Origin of the sequence: Streptomyces sp. NPDC087440 (assembly GCF_044744005.1) — a bacterium.
Taxonomy (GTDB): domain Bacteria; phylum Actinomycetota; class Actinomycetes; order Streptomycetales; family Streptomycetaceae; genus Streptomyces.
In genome coordinates, this window is the sequence record NZ_JBIUXN010000035.1 from 1 (window position 1) to 14,941 (window position 14,941).

General features: G+C 73.1%; 13 protein-coding genes and 1 other RNA gene. 7 read left to right on the plus strand and 7 right to left on the minus strand.

The window, feature by feature from the left end; all coding sequences use genetic code 11:
* Positions 1–284 precede the first annotated feature (284 nt).
* A complete protein-coding gene (locus ACIO3O_RS40625) occupies positions 285–1,748 on the plus strand; it encodes an RNB domain-containing ribonuclease (RefSeq protein WP_401755336.1) in 1,464 nt (487 codons plus the stop codon).
* On the opposite strand, the gene ACIO3O_RS40630 is transcribed toward ACIO3O_RS40625, so the two are convergent.
* Entirely contained in the window at positions 1,693–2,529 is an 837-nt protein-coding gene (locus ACIO3O_RS40630) for a hypothetical protein (protein WP_401755339.1), read from the minus strand. The genes ACIO3O_RS40625 and ACIO3O_RS40630 overlap by 56 nt on opposite strands.
* The gene (locus ACIO3O_RS40635) at positions 2,526–3,290 is read right to left on the minus strand and encodes a MerR family transcriptional regulator (RefSeq protein WP_401755487.1); all 765 of its coding nucleotides are present in this window, start codon (positions 3,288–3,290) and stop codon (positions 2,526–2,528) included. The genes ACIO3O_RS40630 and ACIO3O_RS40635 overlap by 4 nt, the downstream gene beginning before the upstream one ends.
* 101 nt (positions 3,291–3,391) lie before the next feature.
* On the opposite strand from ACIO3O_RS40635, the gene rnpB reads away from it, so the two are divergent.
* From rnpB to ACIO3O_RS40650, 3 genes are all read left to right on the plus strand, one after another.
* Positions 3,392–3,798, plus strand: an RNA gene (gene rnpB, locus ACIO3O_RS40640) — RNase P RNA component class A.
* A gap of 73 nt (positions 3,799–3,871) precedes the next feature.
* Positions 3,872–4,906, plus strand: a complete 1,035-nt coding sequence (locus ACIO3O_RS40645; RefSeq protein WP_401755342.1) for a hypothetical protein — start codon at positions 3,872–3,874, stop codon at positions 4,904–4,906.
* Between the two features lie 86 nt (positions 4,907–4,992).
* Positions 4,993–5,316, plus strand: a complete 324-nt coding sequence (locus ACIO3O_RS40650; protein WP_401755345.1) for a nuclear transport factor 2 family protein — start codon at positions 4,993–4,995, stop codon at positions 5,314–5,316.
* A 65-nt stretch (positions 5,317–5,381) separates the two neighbouring features.
* On the opposite strand, the gene ACIO3O_RS40655 is transcribed toward ACIO3O_RS40650, so the two are convergent.
* Positions 5,382–6,131, minus strand: a complete 750-nt coding sequence (locus ACIO3O_RS40655; protein WP_401755348.1) for an SDR family oxidoreductase — start codon at positions 6,129–6,131, stop codon at positions 5,382–5,384.
* A gap of 107 nt (positions 6,132–6,238) precedes the next feature.
* Here ACIO3O_RS40655 and ACIO3O_RS40660 point away from each other — a divergent pair, with 107 nt between their 5' ends.
* Positions 6,239–7,888, plus strand: a complete 1,650-nt coding sequence (locus tag ACIO3O_RS40660) for an alkaline phosphatase D family protein (RefSeq protein ID WP_401755351.1) — start codon at positions 6,239–6,241, stop codon at positions 7,886–7,888.
* On the opposite strand, the gene ACIO3O_RS40665 is transcribed toward ACIO3O_RS40660, so the two are convergent.
* Positions 7,885–8,931 (minus strand): Gfo/Idh/MocA family protein, encoded by a 1,047-nt coding sequence (locus ACIO3O_RS40665; RefSeq protein ID WP_401755353.1) that lies wholly within the window; start codon positions 8,929–8,931, stop codon positions 7,885–7,887. The two genes, ACIO3O_RS40660 and ACIO3O_RS40665, sit on opposite strands and share 4 nt — an antisense overlap.
* A gap of 138 nt (positions 8,932–9,069) precedes the next feature.
* Here ACIO3O_RS40665 and ACIO3O_RS40670 point away from each other — a divergent pair, with 138 nt between their 5' ends.
* A complete protein-coding gene (locus ACIO3O_RS40670) occupies positions 9,070–10,494 on the plus strand; it encodes a Bcr/CflA family multidrug efflux MFS transporter (protein WP_401755490.1) in 1,425 nt (474 codons plus the stop codon).
* A 317-nt stretch (positions 10,495–10,811) separates the two neighbouring features.
* On the opposite strand, the gene ACIO3O_RS40675 is transcribed toward ACIO3O_RS40670, so the two are convergent.
* Both ACIO3O_RS40675 and ACIO3O_RS40680 read right to left on the minus strand, forming a co-directional pair.
* The gene (locus tag ACIO3O_RS40675; protein ID WP_401755356.1) at positions 10,812–11,186 is read right to left on the minus strand and encodes a hypothetical protein; all 375 of its coding nucleotides are present in this window, start codon (positions 11,184–11,186) and stop codon (positions 10,812–10,814) included.
* Between the two features lie 104 nt (positions 11,187–11,290).
* Positions 11,291–12,622 (minus strand): hypothetical protein, encoded by a 1,332-nt coding sequence (locus ACIO3O_RS40680; protein ID WP_401755358.1) that lies wholly within the window; start codon positions 12,620–12,622, stop codon positions 11,291–11,293.
* Between the two features lie 200 nt (positions 12,623–12,822).
* Here ACIO3O_RS40680 and ACIO3O_RS40685 point away from each other — a divergent pair, with 200 nt between their 5' ends.
* Positions 12,823–13,851, plus strand: coding sequence for a small ribosomal subunit Rsm22 family protein (locus tag ACIO3O_RS40685; protein WP_401755361.1), 1,029 nt, complete (start codon positions 12,823–12,825; stop codon positions 13,849–13,851).
* Between the two features lie 2 nt (positions 13,852–13,853).
* Here ACIO3O_RS40685 and ddaH read toward each other — a convergent pair whose 3' ends face one another.
* Positions 13,854–14,747 (minus strand): dimethylargininase, encoded by an 894-nt coding sequence (ddaH, locus tag ACIO3O_RS40690; protein WP_401755364.1) that lies wholly within the window; start codon positions 14,745–14,747, stop codon positions 13,854–13,856.
* Positions 14,748–14,941: the final 194 nt, after the last annotated feature.

Here is a 14,941-nt window from a genome sequence, read left to right on the forward strand (position 1 = left end):
GCCCCTTCACCTAAAGCGCTCGGCCGCGCGGCTTGTGGTGGGTTGCTCGCGCAGTTCCCCGCGCCCCTTTCAGGGGCGCGGGGAACTGCGCAAAACCCCAGCCACGACCAGCCCCGCAGGGTTACGGGAAGGGGTGGGGAGGGGAGAAACCCGCCCCGGCACCGGGTGCCGACCCGACTCGGGCCCCGCGCAGCGACCCGCCCCGGCACCGGGTGCCGATCACCCCGCACCGCGCCCGCCGCGCCCACCGCGCAAACCCCCCACCCCCGCCCTACCCTCAACCCATGCCCCGCCGCCATATCCACGTGACCGGCACCGCCGACGCCGCCCCCCTCCGTGCCGCCTTCCGCGACGTGCGGGCGAGTCTGGACGTACCCCTGGACCCGGAGGAGTTCCCGGCCGACGTCCTGGCCGAGGCCGAACGGGCCGCCCGGCAGCCCGCCCTGCCCCCGGACCCGTACGACGCCACCGACCTCCCCCTCTTCACCATCGACCCGCCCACCTCCACCGACCTCGACCAGGCCATGCACCTGGCCCGGAGGGAGGGGGGAGGGTTCCGTGTGCACTACGCCATCGCGGACGTGGCTGCCTTCGTTACCCCCGGCGGGGCCCTCGACGCCGAGGCGCACCGCCGGGTGACGACCCTGTACTTCCCCGACGAGAAGGTTCCGCTGCACCCGCGGACGCTGTCCGAGGGCGCCGCCAGCCTGCTGCCCGACCAGACCTGCCCCGCCCTCCTGTGGCGGATCGACCTCGACGCCGACGGGGCCGCCGTCGCCACCGACGTCCGCCGTGCCCTCGTCCGCAGCCGCGCCAAGCTCGACTACGAAGGGGTGCAGCAGCAGATCGACAGCGGTAAGGCCGAGGAGCCCCTCGCCCTCCTCCGCGACATCGGACGGCTCCGCGAGGAGCAGGAGCGGGCCCGGGGCGGCATCTCCCTCAACGTCCCCGAGCAGGAGATCGAGCTCGCCGACGGCGCGTACCGGCTCGCCTACCGGACCCCGCTGCCCGCCGACGGGTGGAACGCCCAGATCTCCCTCCTCACCGGAATGGCCGCCGCCGAGCTGATGAGGAAGGCGGGCAACGGCATTCTGCGCACCCTCCCCGCCGCCCCCGACGGCGCCGTCGCCCGGCTGCGGCGTACCGCCCGCGCCCTGCACATCGACTGGCCGCACCACACCTCGTACGCCGACGTCGTGCGCGGCCTCGACCCGGCGGACCCCGCCCACGCCGCCTTCCTCCAGGAGTGCACGACCCTGCTGCGGGGCGCCGGGTACACCGTGTTCACCGGCGGGGAGGTCCCCGAGCAGGCGATCCACGCCGCCGTGGCCGCCCCGTACACCCACTGCACCGCACCCCTGCGCCGCCTGGTCGACCGGTACGCGGGCGAGCTGTGCCTGGCCGCCGTGGCGGGGGAGGAGCCCCCGGAGTGGGTGATGGCGGCGCTGCCCGAGCTGCCCAAGGAGATGGCGGAGGGCACCCGGCGGCAGAACACCGTCGAGCGCGAGTGCGTCGACATCGTGGAGGCCGCCCTGCTCAAGGACCGGGTCGGGGAGCTGTTCGACGCGCACGTCGTGGACGTGAAGGACCGTGAACCGACCGTCGGCACCGTCCAGTTGGACAGTGCCGACCTCGCCGTCATCGCCCGCGTGGAGGGCGGCGGCAACCTGCCGCTGGGCGAGCGCATCCGGGTCAGGCTGACGCAGGCAGACCCGGGCTCGGCGAAGGTTCTGTTCGCTCCCGCCTGATCGCCGCGACCGCCGCCACCAGCGCCCGTGCGTCGTCCGCGTGGAAGTGCACGGTCGTCACCGGCCGCCGCCTGCCGAGCAGCGACACCGCCTCCACGGGCGAGTTCAGCCGTACGGTCACGGAGGTCTGCGAGGCCACCGCCAGCTCCAGTACGTCGTCCCCGGCCTGCCCGGGGTTCAGCCGCAGGTCGTACCGTACGGAATCGATCTGCTCGGCCCCGATCGCCAGGTCCACGTGCGCCCCGGACCGCACCCGCAGCCCGCCGTCCGCCCGCACGACGTGCGGGCGGGTCACGGCGGCGGCGTGCAGCCCCAGGATCAGTACGACCGTGTAGACGTCCAGCACCAGGAAGGCGGCCTGCAGCACCGGCACCCCGGCCAGCAGCACATGCAGCCCCACCGTCTCCACCACGCACACGAACGTGAACCCGTACAGCAGCGCCGCCTGCGCCTTCGCATGGCTGAAGGCCAGATCCCCCGGCCCCACCCCGTGCCTGCGCCGGGCCGCCCACCGCCCGAGCGACGCCAGCACCCGCAGCTCGTGGCCCAGCATCCGCCGCACCGGCTCCGGCACCAGCTCCCGCACCGCCTCGCGCGCCGACAGGCCCTGCCTCCGCAGCCGTACGAAGAGCACGACCTCGGCGAGTACGACCGACAGCACGAGCACCTCGGCCGCCAGCAGTACGTAGCCGGGCACCCGCACGCCCGCCAGCAGGCAGACCAGCAGTGCCACCTCTCCCGGGAGCACGGCGTACGCGACCCCTCTGACCACCTTCTTCATGACCCCTCCCGTTCTTCGACAATGCGCATGGCCCGCGGTACGGCCTCGGACTGGGCGGGGGAGAACTCCGCGAAGAACGCCTGGAGGAAGGGTTCGCCCGCGTCCGGGACCGCTCCCGGCTCCCACAGCCCGTCCGGGATGCACGCGGCCAGTGCCGTCGCCGCCTCCTCCACCCGGGGGTCGTCGGCCGCCGCGTCCACCAGGGCGTCCAGCAGCGCGTACACCTCCCGCACCCGCTCCGCCGCCCCCGGTGTCGACACGAACGCGTCCCGCATCGCCCCCAGCAGCTCGCCCCGCACCGCGTCCGGCGACACGGTCTCCAGCAGCGTGAGGATCTCGCGGTCCTTGGCCGCCATGCCGCCGGAGAACACCGGAAGCTCCTTCAGCAGTGCGCCCAGTTCCTCCGACACCGGCCCCTCCGCCGTCAGCTCCCCGGCCTCCGCCTGCGCCAGCAACGCCCCGATCCGCCCCCGTCGGGCCCGGATCTGCGCCTCCTGCCGGGCCAGGTCGGCGTCCAGCTCGCCGAGCACCTCGACCAGTTCGCGCCCGGCGTCGTCCCGTACGACGTCCCGCACCTCGTCCAGCCCGAGCCCCAGCTCGGTCAGCCGCCTGATCCGGGCCAGCACGACGGCGTCCCGCAGCCCGTACTCGCGGTACCCGTTGGGCCGCCGGACGGGCTCGGGCAGCAGCCCGACGTGGTGGTAGTGCCGCACCGCGCGCGGGGTCACCCCGACCAGCGCGGCGACCTCCCCGATCCGCATGCCCCTGCCCGTGCTCCTGTTCATGCCCCCAGTAGAAACCTTGACGCTGCGGCAAGGTCAAGCGTGATCCTCCCTGCGGGTAGCATGGTCGGCACGGCAGACGAGCCGGGCGGACGGCCGCGTGGGGTTCCTTCGGGAGCCTCCCGAGGAACGTCCGGGCTCCACAGGGCAGGGTGGTGGCTAACGGCCACCCGGGGTGACTCGCGGGACAGTGCCACAGAAAACAGACCGCCTGGGGCCGCAAGGCCCTCGGTAAGGGTGAAACGGTGGTGTAAGAGACCACCAGCGCCTGAGGCGACTCAGGCGGCTAGGTAAACCCCACCCGGAGCAAGGTCAAGAGGGACCGTCGGAAGACGGTCCTGCGCGGACGCTTGAGGGCTGCTCGCCCGATGTTCGCGGGTAGACCGCACGAGACCGGTGGCAACGCCGGTCCTAGATGGATGGCCGTCTCCCCGGCCGCCGCGAGGCGACCGGGCGACAGAACCCGGCGTACAGCCCGACTCGTCTGCCGCTCTTCCCCCTTCCCCTCCCCGCACGGGGCTGCCCGCAGGGCTGTCGGTGCGGGTTTGTAGGGTGCGCGGATGACGTTGGGATCAAGCGGTGTGGGTGGGGAATTCGTCCGTGCGGTCGGGGAGTTCGAGGCGGCCGTCGCCGCGCGGGATCCCGAGGCGACCGGAGCCGCCTTCGACGCGATACGGGGAGCGTTCGGCGGTGCGGGGGCCGAGGAGGTCCGGGAGGGCGGGCCCCGGCTGGCGGGGACGCTGACCGGTGCGCCCGACGGGATGCGGGGCGTGATCGCCGTGGTCGTGGGGGCCTGTGTCGAGCGGGGGGCCGATCCCGGGGCGTGTGCGCCGGGGGTGTTCGCGGGGATGCGGGCGGTCTTCGAGGACGTGCTGGAGTTCTGCGCGCGGTGGGAGGAGAGCGGGGGCGGGGATTTCCCCGACCCGGAGGAGCATCCGCAGGGGCCGGGGGACGACGTCGTCGAGCGGTTCGGGTTCGCCGAGGCCATCGCGTGGTGGACGGTCCCGCAGTGGCAGATGGCGGCCTTCGCGGTCCTGGGGGATGTGCGGGGGCGGCAGCGGGCTTCGTACAAGCGGGAGTTGGAGGGGTTGCTCGCGCGGGTCGGGCAGGTGTCCGGGTGGCCGTTCAAGGGGCTCGTGTACGCGCTGCGGGTGCTGGACGAGGAGCCGGTCGTGGTGCTGGACCGGACGACGCGGGCCGGGTTTCTCGTACGGATCGGGGGGATCGGGGACAACTTCCAGCTGCACACGCTCCTGGCCGAGGCCCTGATCGGCGGCGGGCACCTGGCCGGGGAGGTGCCGTCGGCGGAGGCGGTCGCCGTGTGCCGGGACGTCGAGGGGCAGGTCCTGACGTACGGGTCCTTCGAGTTCGTCGGGGCGGACGGTGTGACCGTGTGGAACGAGGGGAATCCGGCGGACATTCCGGTGGTGGGCGGGGCCCGGGTGCTCGTGCTCGACCCGCCGCCGTACCGGCGGAGCTGGCCGGCCGGGCGGTACTTCCCCGCGATCCCTGGTGGCCTGGTGCTGGAGCGGGTGCTCGGGCAGGAGGAGACCGAGGGCTGGTTCGGGTACGTTTCCCCAGCTCAGGGGCGGTAGGGCGGGCGTCGGGGTGCGGGGGTGGGGGAGGCGGGGCAGGGTGGGAGGCCCGGCGTCCGTCCGGGGCGAGTGAGGAGGAGCGTGCCATGGCCGTGTCCGTTGACCAGCTCAGTGAGCCCACCGTGCGGGCGTTCGTCACCGCCGTGAACGCCGGGGACCGGAGCGCGTTCGACGCGCTGCTCGCGCCCGGCGTGACCATGTCCGACGACGGGAGCGACCGGGACGTCGCCGACTGGGTCGAGCGGGAGATCTTCTCGTCGGGCGGGCACATGGACGTCGCCTCGGAGGCGGACGGCGGGCTCGCGCTCGTCGTGGACTACCGGAACAACACGTGGGGGACCATGCGGACCGCCTGGCGGTTTGTGGTGGACGGGGGGAAGGTCAGCCGGTTCGAGACCGGGCAGGCGTAGGGCCTCGCCGGGAAGGCAGGCAGGGGTACGGGCCGCGCGTCGTGGGCCCGTGCCCCTGACGTGTGTCAGCCGCGGCCCACGTACGGCATGTTCGTCGCCATCACCGTCGCGAAGGGGATGTTGGCGGACAGGGGGAGGTCCGCCATGTGGCGCACCGTGCGGGCCACGTCCGCCACGTCCATGACCGGTTCCACGGCCAGTTCGCCGTTGGCCTGGAGGATGCCGGTCCGCATGCGTTCGGTCATGTCGGTGGCCGCGTTGCCGATGTCGATCTGGCCCACCGCGATGTCGTACGGACGGCCGTCCAGGGAGAGGGACTTGGTCAGGCCCGTCATCGCGTGCTTGGTGGTCGTGTACGCGATGGAGTGCGGGCGGGGGGCGTGGGCGGAGATCGAGCCGTTGTTGATGATGCGGCCGCCCCGGGGGGACTGGGACTTCATCCGGCGGTAGGCCGCCTGTGCGCACAGGAAGGCGCCCGTGATGTTCACGTTGACGACCGCCTGCCAGTCGGCGGGGGAGAGGTCCTCGGTGGGGGTGCCGCCGGGGCCGAAGGTGCCCGCGTTGTTGAAGAGCAGGTCCAGGCGGCCGTAGTGGTCCTGGACGGCGGCGAAGAGCGCCGTGACGGACGCGGGGTCGGAGACGTCCGTGGGGACGGGCAGGGTGTCGCCGCCCGCCAGCTCCGCCGTCTCGGCGAGGGGCTCCGCGCGGCGGCCCGCGAGGGCGACCGACCAGCCGGACGCGGCCAGTTCGACCGCCACCGCCCGGCCGATGCCCGAGCCTGCTCCTGTGACGACCGCGATCTTCTGAAGTCTCATGGGCAGGGAGGGTAGTCACCTCCGGCGCACAGGAACTCATCTGTCCGTCATGTGGTGGACGTGTACGCGACAAGAGGGGGCCGCTCCGGGGTACTGGAGTGCCCCTCATGACGAGCCCCACGCAGACGCATGCACCCGAACTCCGTGCCGCCGCCCGCCAGTTGGTGCACGGCCGCCGCCGCTTCCTGACCGTCGCCGGTGCCGCCGCGACCCTCGCCTTCGCCACCAACCTCCCCCAGGCCCACGCCGCCCCCGCCGGGGACCTCGACGCCCGGCGCATCACCGAGGACCCCTTCACGCTGGGCGTGGCCTCCGGCGACCCCGCCCCCGGCTCCGTCCTGCTGTGGACGCGGCTGGCCCCCAGACCGTACGAGAGCGACAGCGGTCTGCCGCGGCAGCGGGTGCGGGTGGAGTGGGAGGTCGCGGGCGACGAGCGCTTCCGCAGGGTGGTGCGGCGCGGGAGCGTCGTCGCCCACCCGGAGTTCCACCACAGCGTGCACGCGGAGGTGACGGGGCTCGGCGAGGGGCGGGTCTTCTACTACCGCTTCCGGACCGGGAAGTGGATCAGCCCGGTGGGGCGGACGCGGACCGCGCCCGGGCGGGGCGCGCGAACTGCCGCTCTGCGCATGGGGGTCGTGTCCTGCCAGGCGTACCACGACGGCTACTTCACCGCCTACCGCCACCTCGCGGGCGAGGACGTCGACGTCGTGTTCCACCTCGGGGACTACCTGTACGAGTACGCGGTGAACGCGGTCGGCGGCGAGCGGAAGTACACCGACCGGCGGCTGCCCGCGCACTTCAACCGGGAGACCGTGACGCTGGAGGACTACCGACTGCGGTACGCCCTCTACAAGACGGACCCCGATCTGCGGGCCGCGCACGCCGCGCACCCGTTCGTGGTGACGTGGGACGACCACGAGACGGAGAACAACTACGCGGGCGACACTCCCGAGAACGACGTGCCGCCGGAGGAGTTCCTGCTGCGCCGGGCCGCCGCCTACCGCGCCTACTGGGAGAACCAGCCGCTGCGCGCCCCGCAGCAGCCCACCGGCCCCGACATGCGGCTCTACCGGCGGCTGCGGTTCGGGCGGCTCGCCCAGTTCGACATCCTCGACACCCGCCAGTACCGCTCCGACCAGGCGTACGGGGACGGGTGGCAGACCCCCGGACCCGAGTCCGAGGACCCGAGGCGGACCATGACCGGGGCCGCGCAGGAGCGGTGGCTGATCGACGGGTGGCGCAACCCGGGCGGGCCCAGGCCCGTGTGGAACGTCGTGCCGCAGCAGGTGACGTTCGCCGAGCGGAGGAACCGGTCCACACCCGACTTCAAGCTGAGCATGGACTCCTGGGACGGCTACCCGGCGTCGCGCGAGCGCGTGCTCGCCGGGGTCGAGTCGGCGGGGGTCGAGAACCTCCTGGTCCTCACGGGCGACGTCCACGTCTCGTACGGACTCGACATCAAGAAGGACTTCCGGGACCCCGCCTCGCGGACCCTCGGCACCGAGATCGTCACCACCTCGATCGCGAGCGGCAAGGACGGCGCCGACAAGCCCGCCGACTGGGAGCGCTTGACCGGCGCCAACCCGCACATGAAGCACTACAACGGGCGGCGCGGCTACGCCCTCGTCTCCCTCACGGAGAAGCAGGCGCGGGCCGACTTCCGGACAGTGGCTGCGGTGACGACGCCCGGGGCGCCGGTCACGACGGTGGCGTCGCTGGTGACGGAGGCGGGGAATCCGGGGCTGAAGCCGGTCTAGGGGTGTTCGGTCCAGGGCTTGCCGGTCTCGGTGGTTTCGCCGGGGTAGCGGACGCCGATGCGGTCGCGTACCGCGTCGAGCGTCCGCATCACCGCCAGGCTCCCGGCCAGGGGGACCAGCGGGGACTCCCGTTCGCCCGCGCGCAGGCAGCGCATCACCTCCGCCGCCTCGTGGCGCAGGCTGTCGTGCGGGGCGTCGGGGGCGGCGACGAACTCCTCGGGGTCCTGGCCGTACCGGTGCAGGGTGAAGCGCTCCGGATAGAAGAAACCGTGCGGGACGTCGATGCGGCCCTTCGTGCCGGTGACGGACGCGGTGACCGGGGTGCCCGCAGTGATGGAGCAGGTCAGGGTGGCCAGGGCGCCCCGGTCCTGCCAGCCGAGGAGGATGCCGGTGTTGAGGTCCACGCCCTCGGGGGACAGGAGTGCGGTCGCCCGTACGGTGTCGGGCTCGCCCAGCAGGAGGTGGGCGAAGGACACCGGGTAGACGCCCAGGTCCAGCAGGGCACCGCCGCCCTGGGCGGGGTCGCGCAGCCGGTGGGCCGGGGCGAACGGGCCGGGGAGGCCGAAGTCCGCGTGGACCGTGCGGACCTCGCCGATCGCGCCGTCGCGGACCAGGGCGGCCAGGCGCCGGACCAGGGGGTTGCAGTACATCCACATGGCTTCCATGAGGAAGCGGTCGTGGGTGCGGGCCAGGGCGATCAGGTCGGCGGCCTCGGCCGCGTTGAGGGTGAAGGACTTCTCGCAGAGGACGTTGCGGCCCGCCGCCAGGCAGAGTCCGGCGGCGGCGTGGTGGGCGGAGTGCGGGGCGGCGACGTAGACGATGTCGATGTCGTCGTCGGCCGCCAGGTCCGCCCAGTTTCCGTACGCCTTCGGGATGGCGAAGCGGTCCGCGAAGGTCTTGGCGCGGGCCTCGGTGCGGGAGGCGACCGCCGCCACGTGGGCGTCCGGCATCTTCGTCAGCTCCGCCGTGAACGCCGAGGCGATGTCGCCGGTGGCGAGGATTCCCCAGCGGACGGGGGTGTCCGGGGTGTCCCGGGTGTGCATGGGTGCCGCCCTTCGTTGCGTCGCGCGGGGTGCCGCTGCGTCGCTGCCGTTGTCGCTGTCACCTGCGGCGAACGTTTGTTCCGATCACTCCGGACGAGCTGAGAGCATAGGTCGGGATTCAACGAAATGGGAGTGATGATGCCGGACAGCGGCGCCAAGGCTGCGGAAGCAGCGGGACAGGACCACATACCCTCGGCGGGCGCGGAGGTGACGGCGGCGGTCGAGTCGGCCACCGCGGCGACGGCGGGGGCCGGGGTTCCGGGGCCCGTTGTCGCTGCTTCTGCGTCTGCCGGGTCTGCTTCCGTGCCTGCCGGGTCCGCTTCCGCGTCTGCCGCGTCCGCTTCCGGTTCCGCCGGTGTGCGGCGGACCAGTCTGCTGGTCACGCTCGTGCTCGGCGGGCTCACCGCGCTGCCGCCGCTGTCCATGGACATGTACCTCCCCGCCCTGCCCGAGGTCACCGACGCGCTGCGGTCGCCCGCCGCGACCGTGCAGCTCACGCTCACCGCGTGCCTCGCGGGCATGGCGCTCGGCCAGCTCGTCGTCGGGCCGCTCAGCGACAAGCTGGGGCGGCGGCGTCCGCTGCTCATCGGCATGCTCGTGTACGTCATCGCCACCGCGATGTGCGCACTCGCGCCGAACGTGGAGATGCTGGTCGCCTTCCGGCTGCTCCAGGGGCTCGCCGGTGCGGCGGGCATCGTCATCGCGCGGGCGGTGGTCCGCGACCTGTACGACGGTGTCGAGATGGCGAGGTTCTTCGCGACGCTGATGCTGATCTCCGGGGTGGCTCCGGTGATCGCGCCCGTGATCGGCGGGCAGGTGCTCAGGATCACCGACTGGCGGGGCGTCTTCTATGTACTGACCGGGGTGGGGGTCGTGCTGACGTTCGTGGTCTGGAAGTGGCTGCACGAGACGCTGCCGCCGGAGCGCAGGCACACCGGTGGCGTGGGCGCGGCACTGCGGACCATGAAGGGGCTGCTGGCGGACCGGGTCTTCACCGGGTACATGCTCACCGGCGGGCTCGCCTTCGCGGTGCTGTTCGCGTACATCTCGGCGTCGCCCTTTGTGGTGCAGGAGATTTACGGGGCTTCGCCGCAGACGTTCAGCCTGCTGTTCGGCGTGAACTCGGTGGGGCTGATCGTCGTGGGGCAGATCAACGGGAAGCTGCTGGTCGGGCGGGTCCGGCTGGACAAGGTGCTCGGGGTCGGGCTGGCGGTCGTCCTGGTGGCGGCGGTGGCGCTGCTGCTCATGACGTCGGGGGTGTTCGGGAAGGTCGGGCTGTGGCCGGTCGCGGCCGGGCTCTTTGTGCTGATGTCGGCGATGGGGCTCATCATGCCGAGCACCAACACCCAGGCCCTGATGCGGACGCCGCACGCGGCGGGGTCGGCTTCGGCGCTGCTCGGGACGTCGTCGTTCCTGGTCGGGGCGGTGGCTTCGCCGCTGGTGGGGATCGCGGGGGAGCGGACGGCGGTGCCGATGGCCGTCGTACAGGTCGCTTGCGCTGTGCTGGCGGGGGGGTTGTTTCTGGGGTTGTGCAGGCCGTGGCGGCGGGTGGGGGACGTTTAGGCGCGCTCCACTGGCGGTGGGGGGCGGGGGTGTGGGGCCGGGGGCCCGGCGTCGTGGGTGGGTGTGGGCCAGGCGGCCCGGGCCGATGGTGGGCGTGCGGCCCCGGGCTGACTGGGCAGGGGGTCCCCAGCCCCACCCCTTCACCTAAACCCGCGGGGCAATTGCACGGTTCCGTGCGGGTGCGTCGTGGCTGGTCGCGCAGTTCCCCGCGCCCCTGACGGGGCGCTCCTTGGCGGTGGCGAGCGTGCTGGTCGCGCCCGCGCGGTGGAGCCGCATATCGAAACAGCCCCGCGCCCCTGACGGGGCGCCCAGCGCCCCTAGGTCGTGGAACGGAAGAGGTCCAGGAGGGATTGGGCCGGGGGGCTGGTGGGATCGAAGGGGTAGAGGCCCTCTTGTTTGTGGGGGACGGAGGGGCCCCAGATCCGGGCCGCGTGGCAGTCGTAGGAGAAGGCGATCTCGAAGAGGAGGCCTCGCGGGCCGTGGGCGCGCAGGCCCCAGCCCGGGAGGAAGGTCTGGCCGGGCTGGCTGCCCGGCAGGGCGGAGATCAGGGCGAAGGCGGATCGGGCCTCCGCGGCCTCCCAGAGGGCGGTTTCCTCGCCCGCCATGGTCTTGGGGAGCGGGTCGTTCGCGTCCGGGGTGATGCGGACGATCTCGACCAGCTCGGTCTGCTCGTGTGCGCTCGGCAGCAACATCCGCTCAGAGTGGAGGAGTTGGGGGCCGGGCGCCAGGGGTTGGGCGGATATCCCGCTCGTACGGGGTCGGCCCGCTCGTACGGGGACGGCCCGTTCGTACGGGGTCAGTGGCGGGCGTAGCCGATGAGTTGGGGGCGGTCCTGGCGGTCGGCCGTGCGGAACAGGCCGATGTTCGCCACCTCCGCCTCCGGGAGGAGCGTGGTGTCGGGGAGGGCGGAGGGGGTGGCCGTGGCGAGGGGGAGTTCGACCGGAGTGCCGCCGCCGGAGGTGGTGGAGGTGGTTCCGTACGCGATGCCCTCGTTGGTGACCGAGGTGAGGGTGACCGGTTTGACGCCCTCGCGCTCCTGGAGGCAGTGGCCCGTCTTCGCGCCCTTGGGGGCCGGTTGGCGCAGATCGAAGGCCAGGTTGCCCGCGACCAGGTAGTCGCCGGAGGGCGAGGTGACGGCCTGCGGGTAGGTGCCGGGTTCGATGGCCGGTTTGCGGCAGTCGACCGTGGCGAGGACCTTGCCCGTCGCCGCGTCGTGCACCGCCCAGCGGTCCCAGCCGTCGGGCTTCTTCTTCTGCCACTTGGCGAGGATGTGGCCGGAGGGGGTCAGGGAGGTCGGGACGCCCGAGGCGGGGGCCGTGTCGCGCGGGGCGACCTTCGCGCTGTACCAGCCGCCCCGGACCCAGAACTCCCTGCTGCCGCTGACCAGGAGGCCCTTGCTGGTGAGGCCGCGCACCTCGGTCTGGGAGCGGCAGTTCTTGCAGCCCTTCGGGGGCGCGAGGTCCTTCGGGGAGAGGGAGGTGGTGCGGCCGGTCTGCGGGTCGACGGTGGTGGCGGTGGCCGCGCCGTCCGTGACGAGGATGTCGGGGCCGGTGGCGGAGACGACCGGGGTGCCCTGCCAGGGGAGGTCCACATGGCGCTGGGTGCCGTCCCGCGCGTCGTACACGTCCAGGGCGACCACCGAGTCCCCCGTCGACAGCGCGTCCGGGCCGCTGACCTTGCCGTAGGACCACGTGACGAAGAAGCGGTCGTCGCCGTCCTGGAGGGGCAGCAGCCGGGGGAAGTGGGCCGGGTCGGACAGCGGCCGCCACGGCTTGCCCGCCCAGGACGGCTTGCCCGTGCGCGCGTCGTAGGCGCGGACCACGAAACGGTCCGTGCCGACGCGTTCGAGGTGTGCGACCAGGGCCGGTTCCTGGGAGACCGCGTAGTCCGCCGAACCGCCGGTGATCCGCCAGCCGCGCTGCGTGTCGTACGCCGTCGGGGTGGCCAGCCGGGGAAGCGTCGGGGCGGCCTTGCGCTGCGGGGCCGCCGACGCCGTGCCCCCGGCCTTCTGCGCGCCGGCGTTCTTGCCCTTGTCCCCTCCGCCGCACATGGCCAGGAGCAGCAGCAGGGCCAGTACCGCCGCCCCGGCCACCAGTGCCATCCGTACGATCCCGATGCGCTGCCCCATCCCCATACCCCCCGGCATCCGTGCGCGCCGCACGACGGCGGTGCGGGGCGCGCAAACGCCCGTACGCACGTATCGCCACACGGCCTTCAGAAACGGTCAACGGTTGTCAGCGTATGCAACTGCCCCTGGATGCGCAGCAGTTCCCTCACGTCCCTCCGTGTCCCTTTTTGGCCTCCGCTTCCGACCCCTACACTTCTTCGGTGAACGACTCCCTCTCCCTCCCGGATGTCCTGCGTGCCGCCCTGGCCGGGTCGCTCGACGGGCTGCCGCCCAAGCAGGCGACGCAGGCCGTCGACCGGCTGATCGCCAACTACCGGGGGACCACCCCCACCGACGCGCCCGTGCTGCGGGACCGCTCCGACGTGGCCGCCTACGCCGCGTACCGGATGCCCGCGACCTTCGAGGCGGTACGGTCCGCGCTCGGCGCGTTGCGGGAGGCTGCCCCTCAGTGGGCGCCCGCAACACACGTGGACGTGGGCGGGGGGACCGGTGCGGCGAGCTGGGCGGTGAGCGAGGCGTGGGGGACGCAGGCGAGCACCGTGCTCGACTGGGCGGAGCCCGCGCTGGAGCTGGGGCGGGAGCTGGCCCGGGCGTCGGGGGTGCCTGCGCTGGCCGACGTCGCGTGGCAGCGCTCTCGAATCGGAGCGGCGCTCCAGATCGAGAGCAGTGATCTCGTCACGGTGTCGTATGTGCTGAAGGAGCTGACGGAGGGCGACCGGGACGTCCTGGTGGACGAGGTGGCGAAGGCCGCGCGGGGGGCCGTCGTGCTCGTCGAGCCCGGGACGCCCGACGGGTACCGGCGCATCCTCGCGGCGCGGGAGCGGCTGGTGGCGGCGGGGCTGCGGATCGCCGCACCGTGCCCGGACAGCGGGACCTGCCCGGTCGCGGGCGATCCGACGGACTGGTGCCACTTCTCCGCACGGGTCAGCCGGTCCTCACTGCACCGGAAGGTGAAGGGCGGCTCACTGCCGTACGAGGACGAGAAGTTCGCGTACGTGGTGGCCGTGCGGCCGGAGGTCGTCGACGCGGTGCCGGCCGGGGCGCGCGTCGTGCGCAGGCCGCAGATCCGCAAGGGGCTCGTGATGCTGGAGCTGTGCCGGGCGGACGACGACGGGCGGCTCTCCCTGGGAGGGGAGAACGTGTCGAAGAAGCGGCACGGGGAGCTGTACCGGGCGGCGCGGGACGCCGACTGGGGCGACGCGTGGCCGCCCCCGTCGGGTGCTGAGTAGGACTACGTGCGCGGCTCGGGTCGTAGGTCCGGGCGCAGTTCCTGGGTGCAGCACTTCACGCTGCCGCCGCCCTTGAGGAGTTCGCCGAGGTCCATGCCGATGGGTTCGAAGCCGCGGGCGCGGAGCGGCTCGAAGAGGCCCTGGGCCGCTTGCGGCAGCAGGACGTGGCGGCCGTCGCTGACCGCGTTGAGGCCGAGGGCCGCCGCGTCCGGTTCCTCGGCGATCAGCGCGTCGGGGAAGAGGCGGGCCAGGACGGCCCGGCTGCCGGGGGAGAAGGCGCCGGGGTAGTACATGACCTCGTCCGTGCGGTCGTCCAGGACGGCCAGGGCGGTGTCCAGGTGGTAGTAGCGGGGGTCGACCAGGTCCAGGCCGACGACCGGGCGGCCGAAGAACTCCTGCGCCTCGTCGTGGGCGGCGGAGGTCGAGCGGAAGCCGCGTCCCGCGAGGGTCCAGGAGGACGTGACGGCGAAGTCGCCCTCGCCCTCGTTGACGTGCTCGGGCTCGTGGATCTCGGGGAAGCCGTGGGCGTGGAACCAGTCGCGGTGGGCCTCCGCCTCCAGGGTGCGCTCGGCGTAGGCGAAGCGGGCGCCCAGGACGCGGCCGTCGACCACGGTCGCGCCGTTGGCGGCGAAGACCATGTCGGGCAGGCCCGGGCGGGGGTCGAGCAGCTCGACGGTGTGGCCGAGCGCGAGGTAGCGGTCGCGGAGGTCCTCCCACTGGGCGAGGGCCAGGGGGAGTTCGACGGGCTTGGCGGGGTCCATCCAGGGGTTGATGGAGTACGTGACCCTGAAGTGCTCCGGGGGGCACATCAGGTAGCGGCGGGGCGCTGCGTCACGAGTGCGTGGGGTCAATGAGGGCTCCTTTGCGGAGGGCGGGCGGGTGTTCCTGGTGCCCATGGTGGGGGCTGGAGGGCCCTTTCGCTGTGCACCGAAAGGGTGGTTCGTGGGGGGTGGGGTGGGGGCATTGCGGGGGGTTCGGTGCGGGTGGGTGGGGGGTGCTGTTCCGGGGGGGGGGGGGGGGGGCGCGCCCCCCCCCCCCCCCCCCCCCCCCCCCCCCCCCCCACAAAAAAAAAACCCCCCCCCACAGGGGA

Coding starts and splice junctions, on each gene's coding strand:
- ACIO3O_RS40625 (WP_401755336.1), top strand. CDS start 285: ATGCCCCGCCGCCATATCCACGTGACCGGCACCGCCGACGCCGCCCCC.
- ACIO3O_RS40630 (WP_401755339.1), bottom strand. CDS start 2,529: ATGAAGAAGGTGGTCAGAGGGGTCGCGTACGCCGTGCTCCCGGGAGAG.
- ACIO3O_RS40635 (WP_401755487.1), bottom strand. CDS start 3,290: ATGCGGATCGGGGAGGTCGCCGCGCTGGTCGGGGTGACCCCGCGCGCG.
- ACIO3O_RS40665 (WP_401755353.1), bottom strand. CDS start 8,931: ATGCACACCCGGGACACCCCGGACACCCCCGTCCGCTGGGGAATCCTC.
- ACIO3O_RS40670 (WP_401755490.1), top strand. CDS start 9,070: ATGCCGGACAGCGGCGCCAAGGCTGCGGAAGCAGCGGGACAGGACCAC.
- ACIO3O_RS40645 (WP_401755342.1), top strand. CDS start 3,872: ATGACGTTGGGATCAAGCGGTGTGGGTGGGGAATTCGTCCGTGCGGTC.
- ddaH (WP_401755364.1), bottom strand. CDS start 14,747: ATGGGCACCAGGAACACCCGCCCGCCCTCCGCAAAGGAGCCCTCATTG.
- ACIO3O_RS40675 (WP_401755356.1), bottom strand. CDS start 11,186: ATGTTGCTGCCGAGCGCACACGAGCAGACCGAGCTGGTCGAGATCGTC.
- ACIO3O_RS40680 (WP_401755358.1), bottom strand. CDS start 12,622: ATGGGGCAGCGCATCGGGATCGTACGGATGGCACTGGTGGCCGGGGCG.
- ACIO3O_RS40655 (WP_401755348.1), bottom strand. CDS start 6,131: ATGAGACTTCAGAAGATCGCGGTCGTCACAGGAGCAGGCTCGGGCATC.
- ACIO3O_RS40650 (WP_401755345.1), top strand. CDS start 4,993: ATGGCCGTGTCCGTTGACCAGCTCAGTGAGCCCACCGTGCGGGCGTTC.
- ACIO3O_RS40660 (WP_401755351.1), top strand. CDS start 6,239: ATGACGAGCCCCACGCAGACGCATGCACCCGAACTCCGTGCCGCCGCC.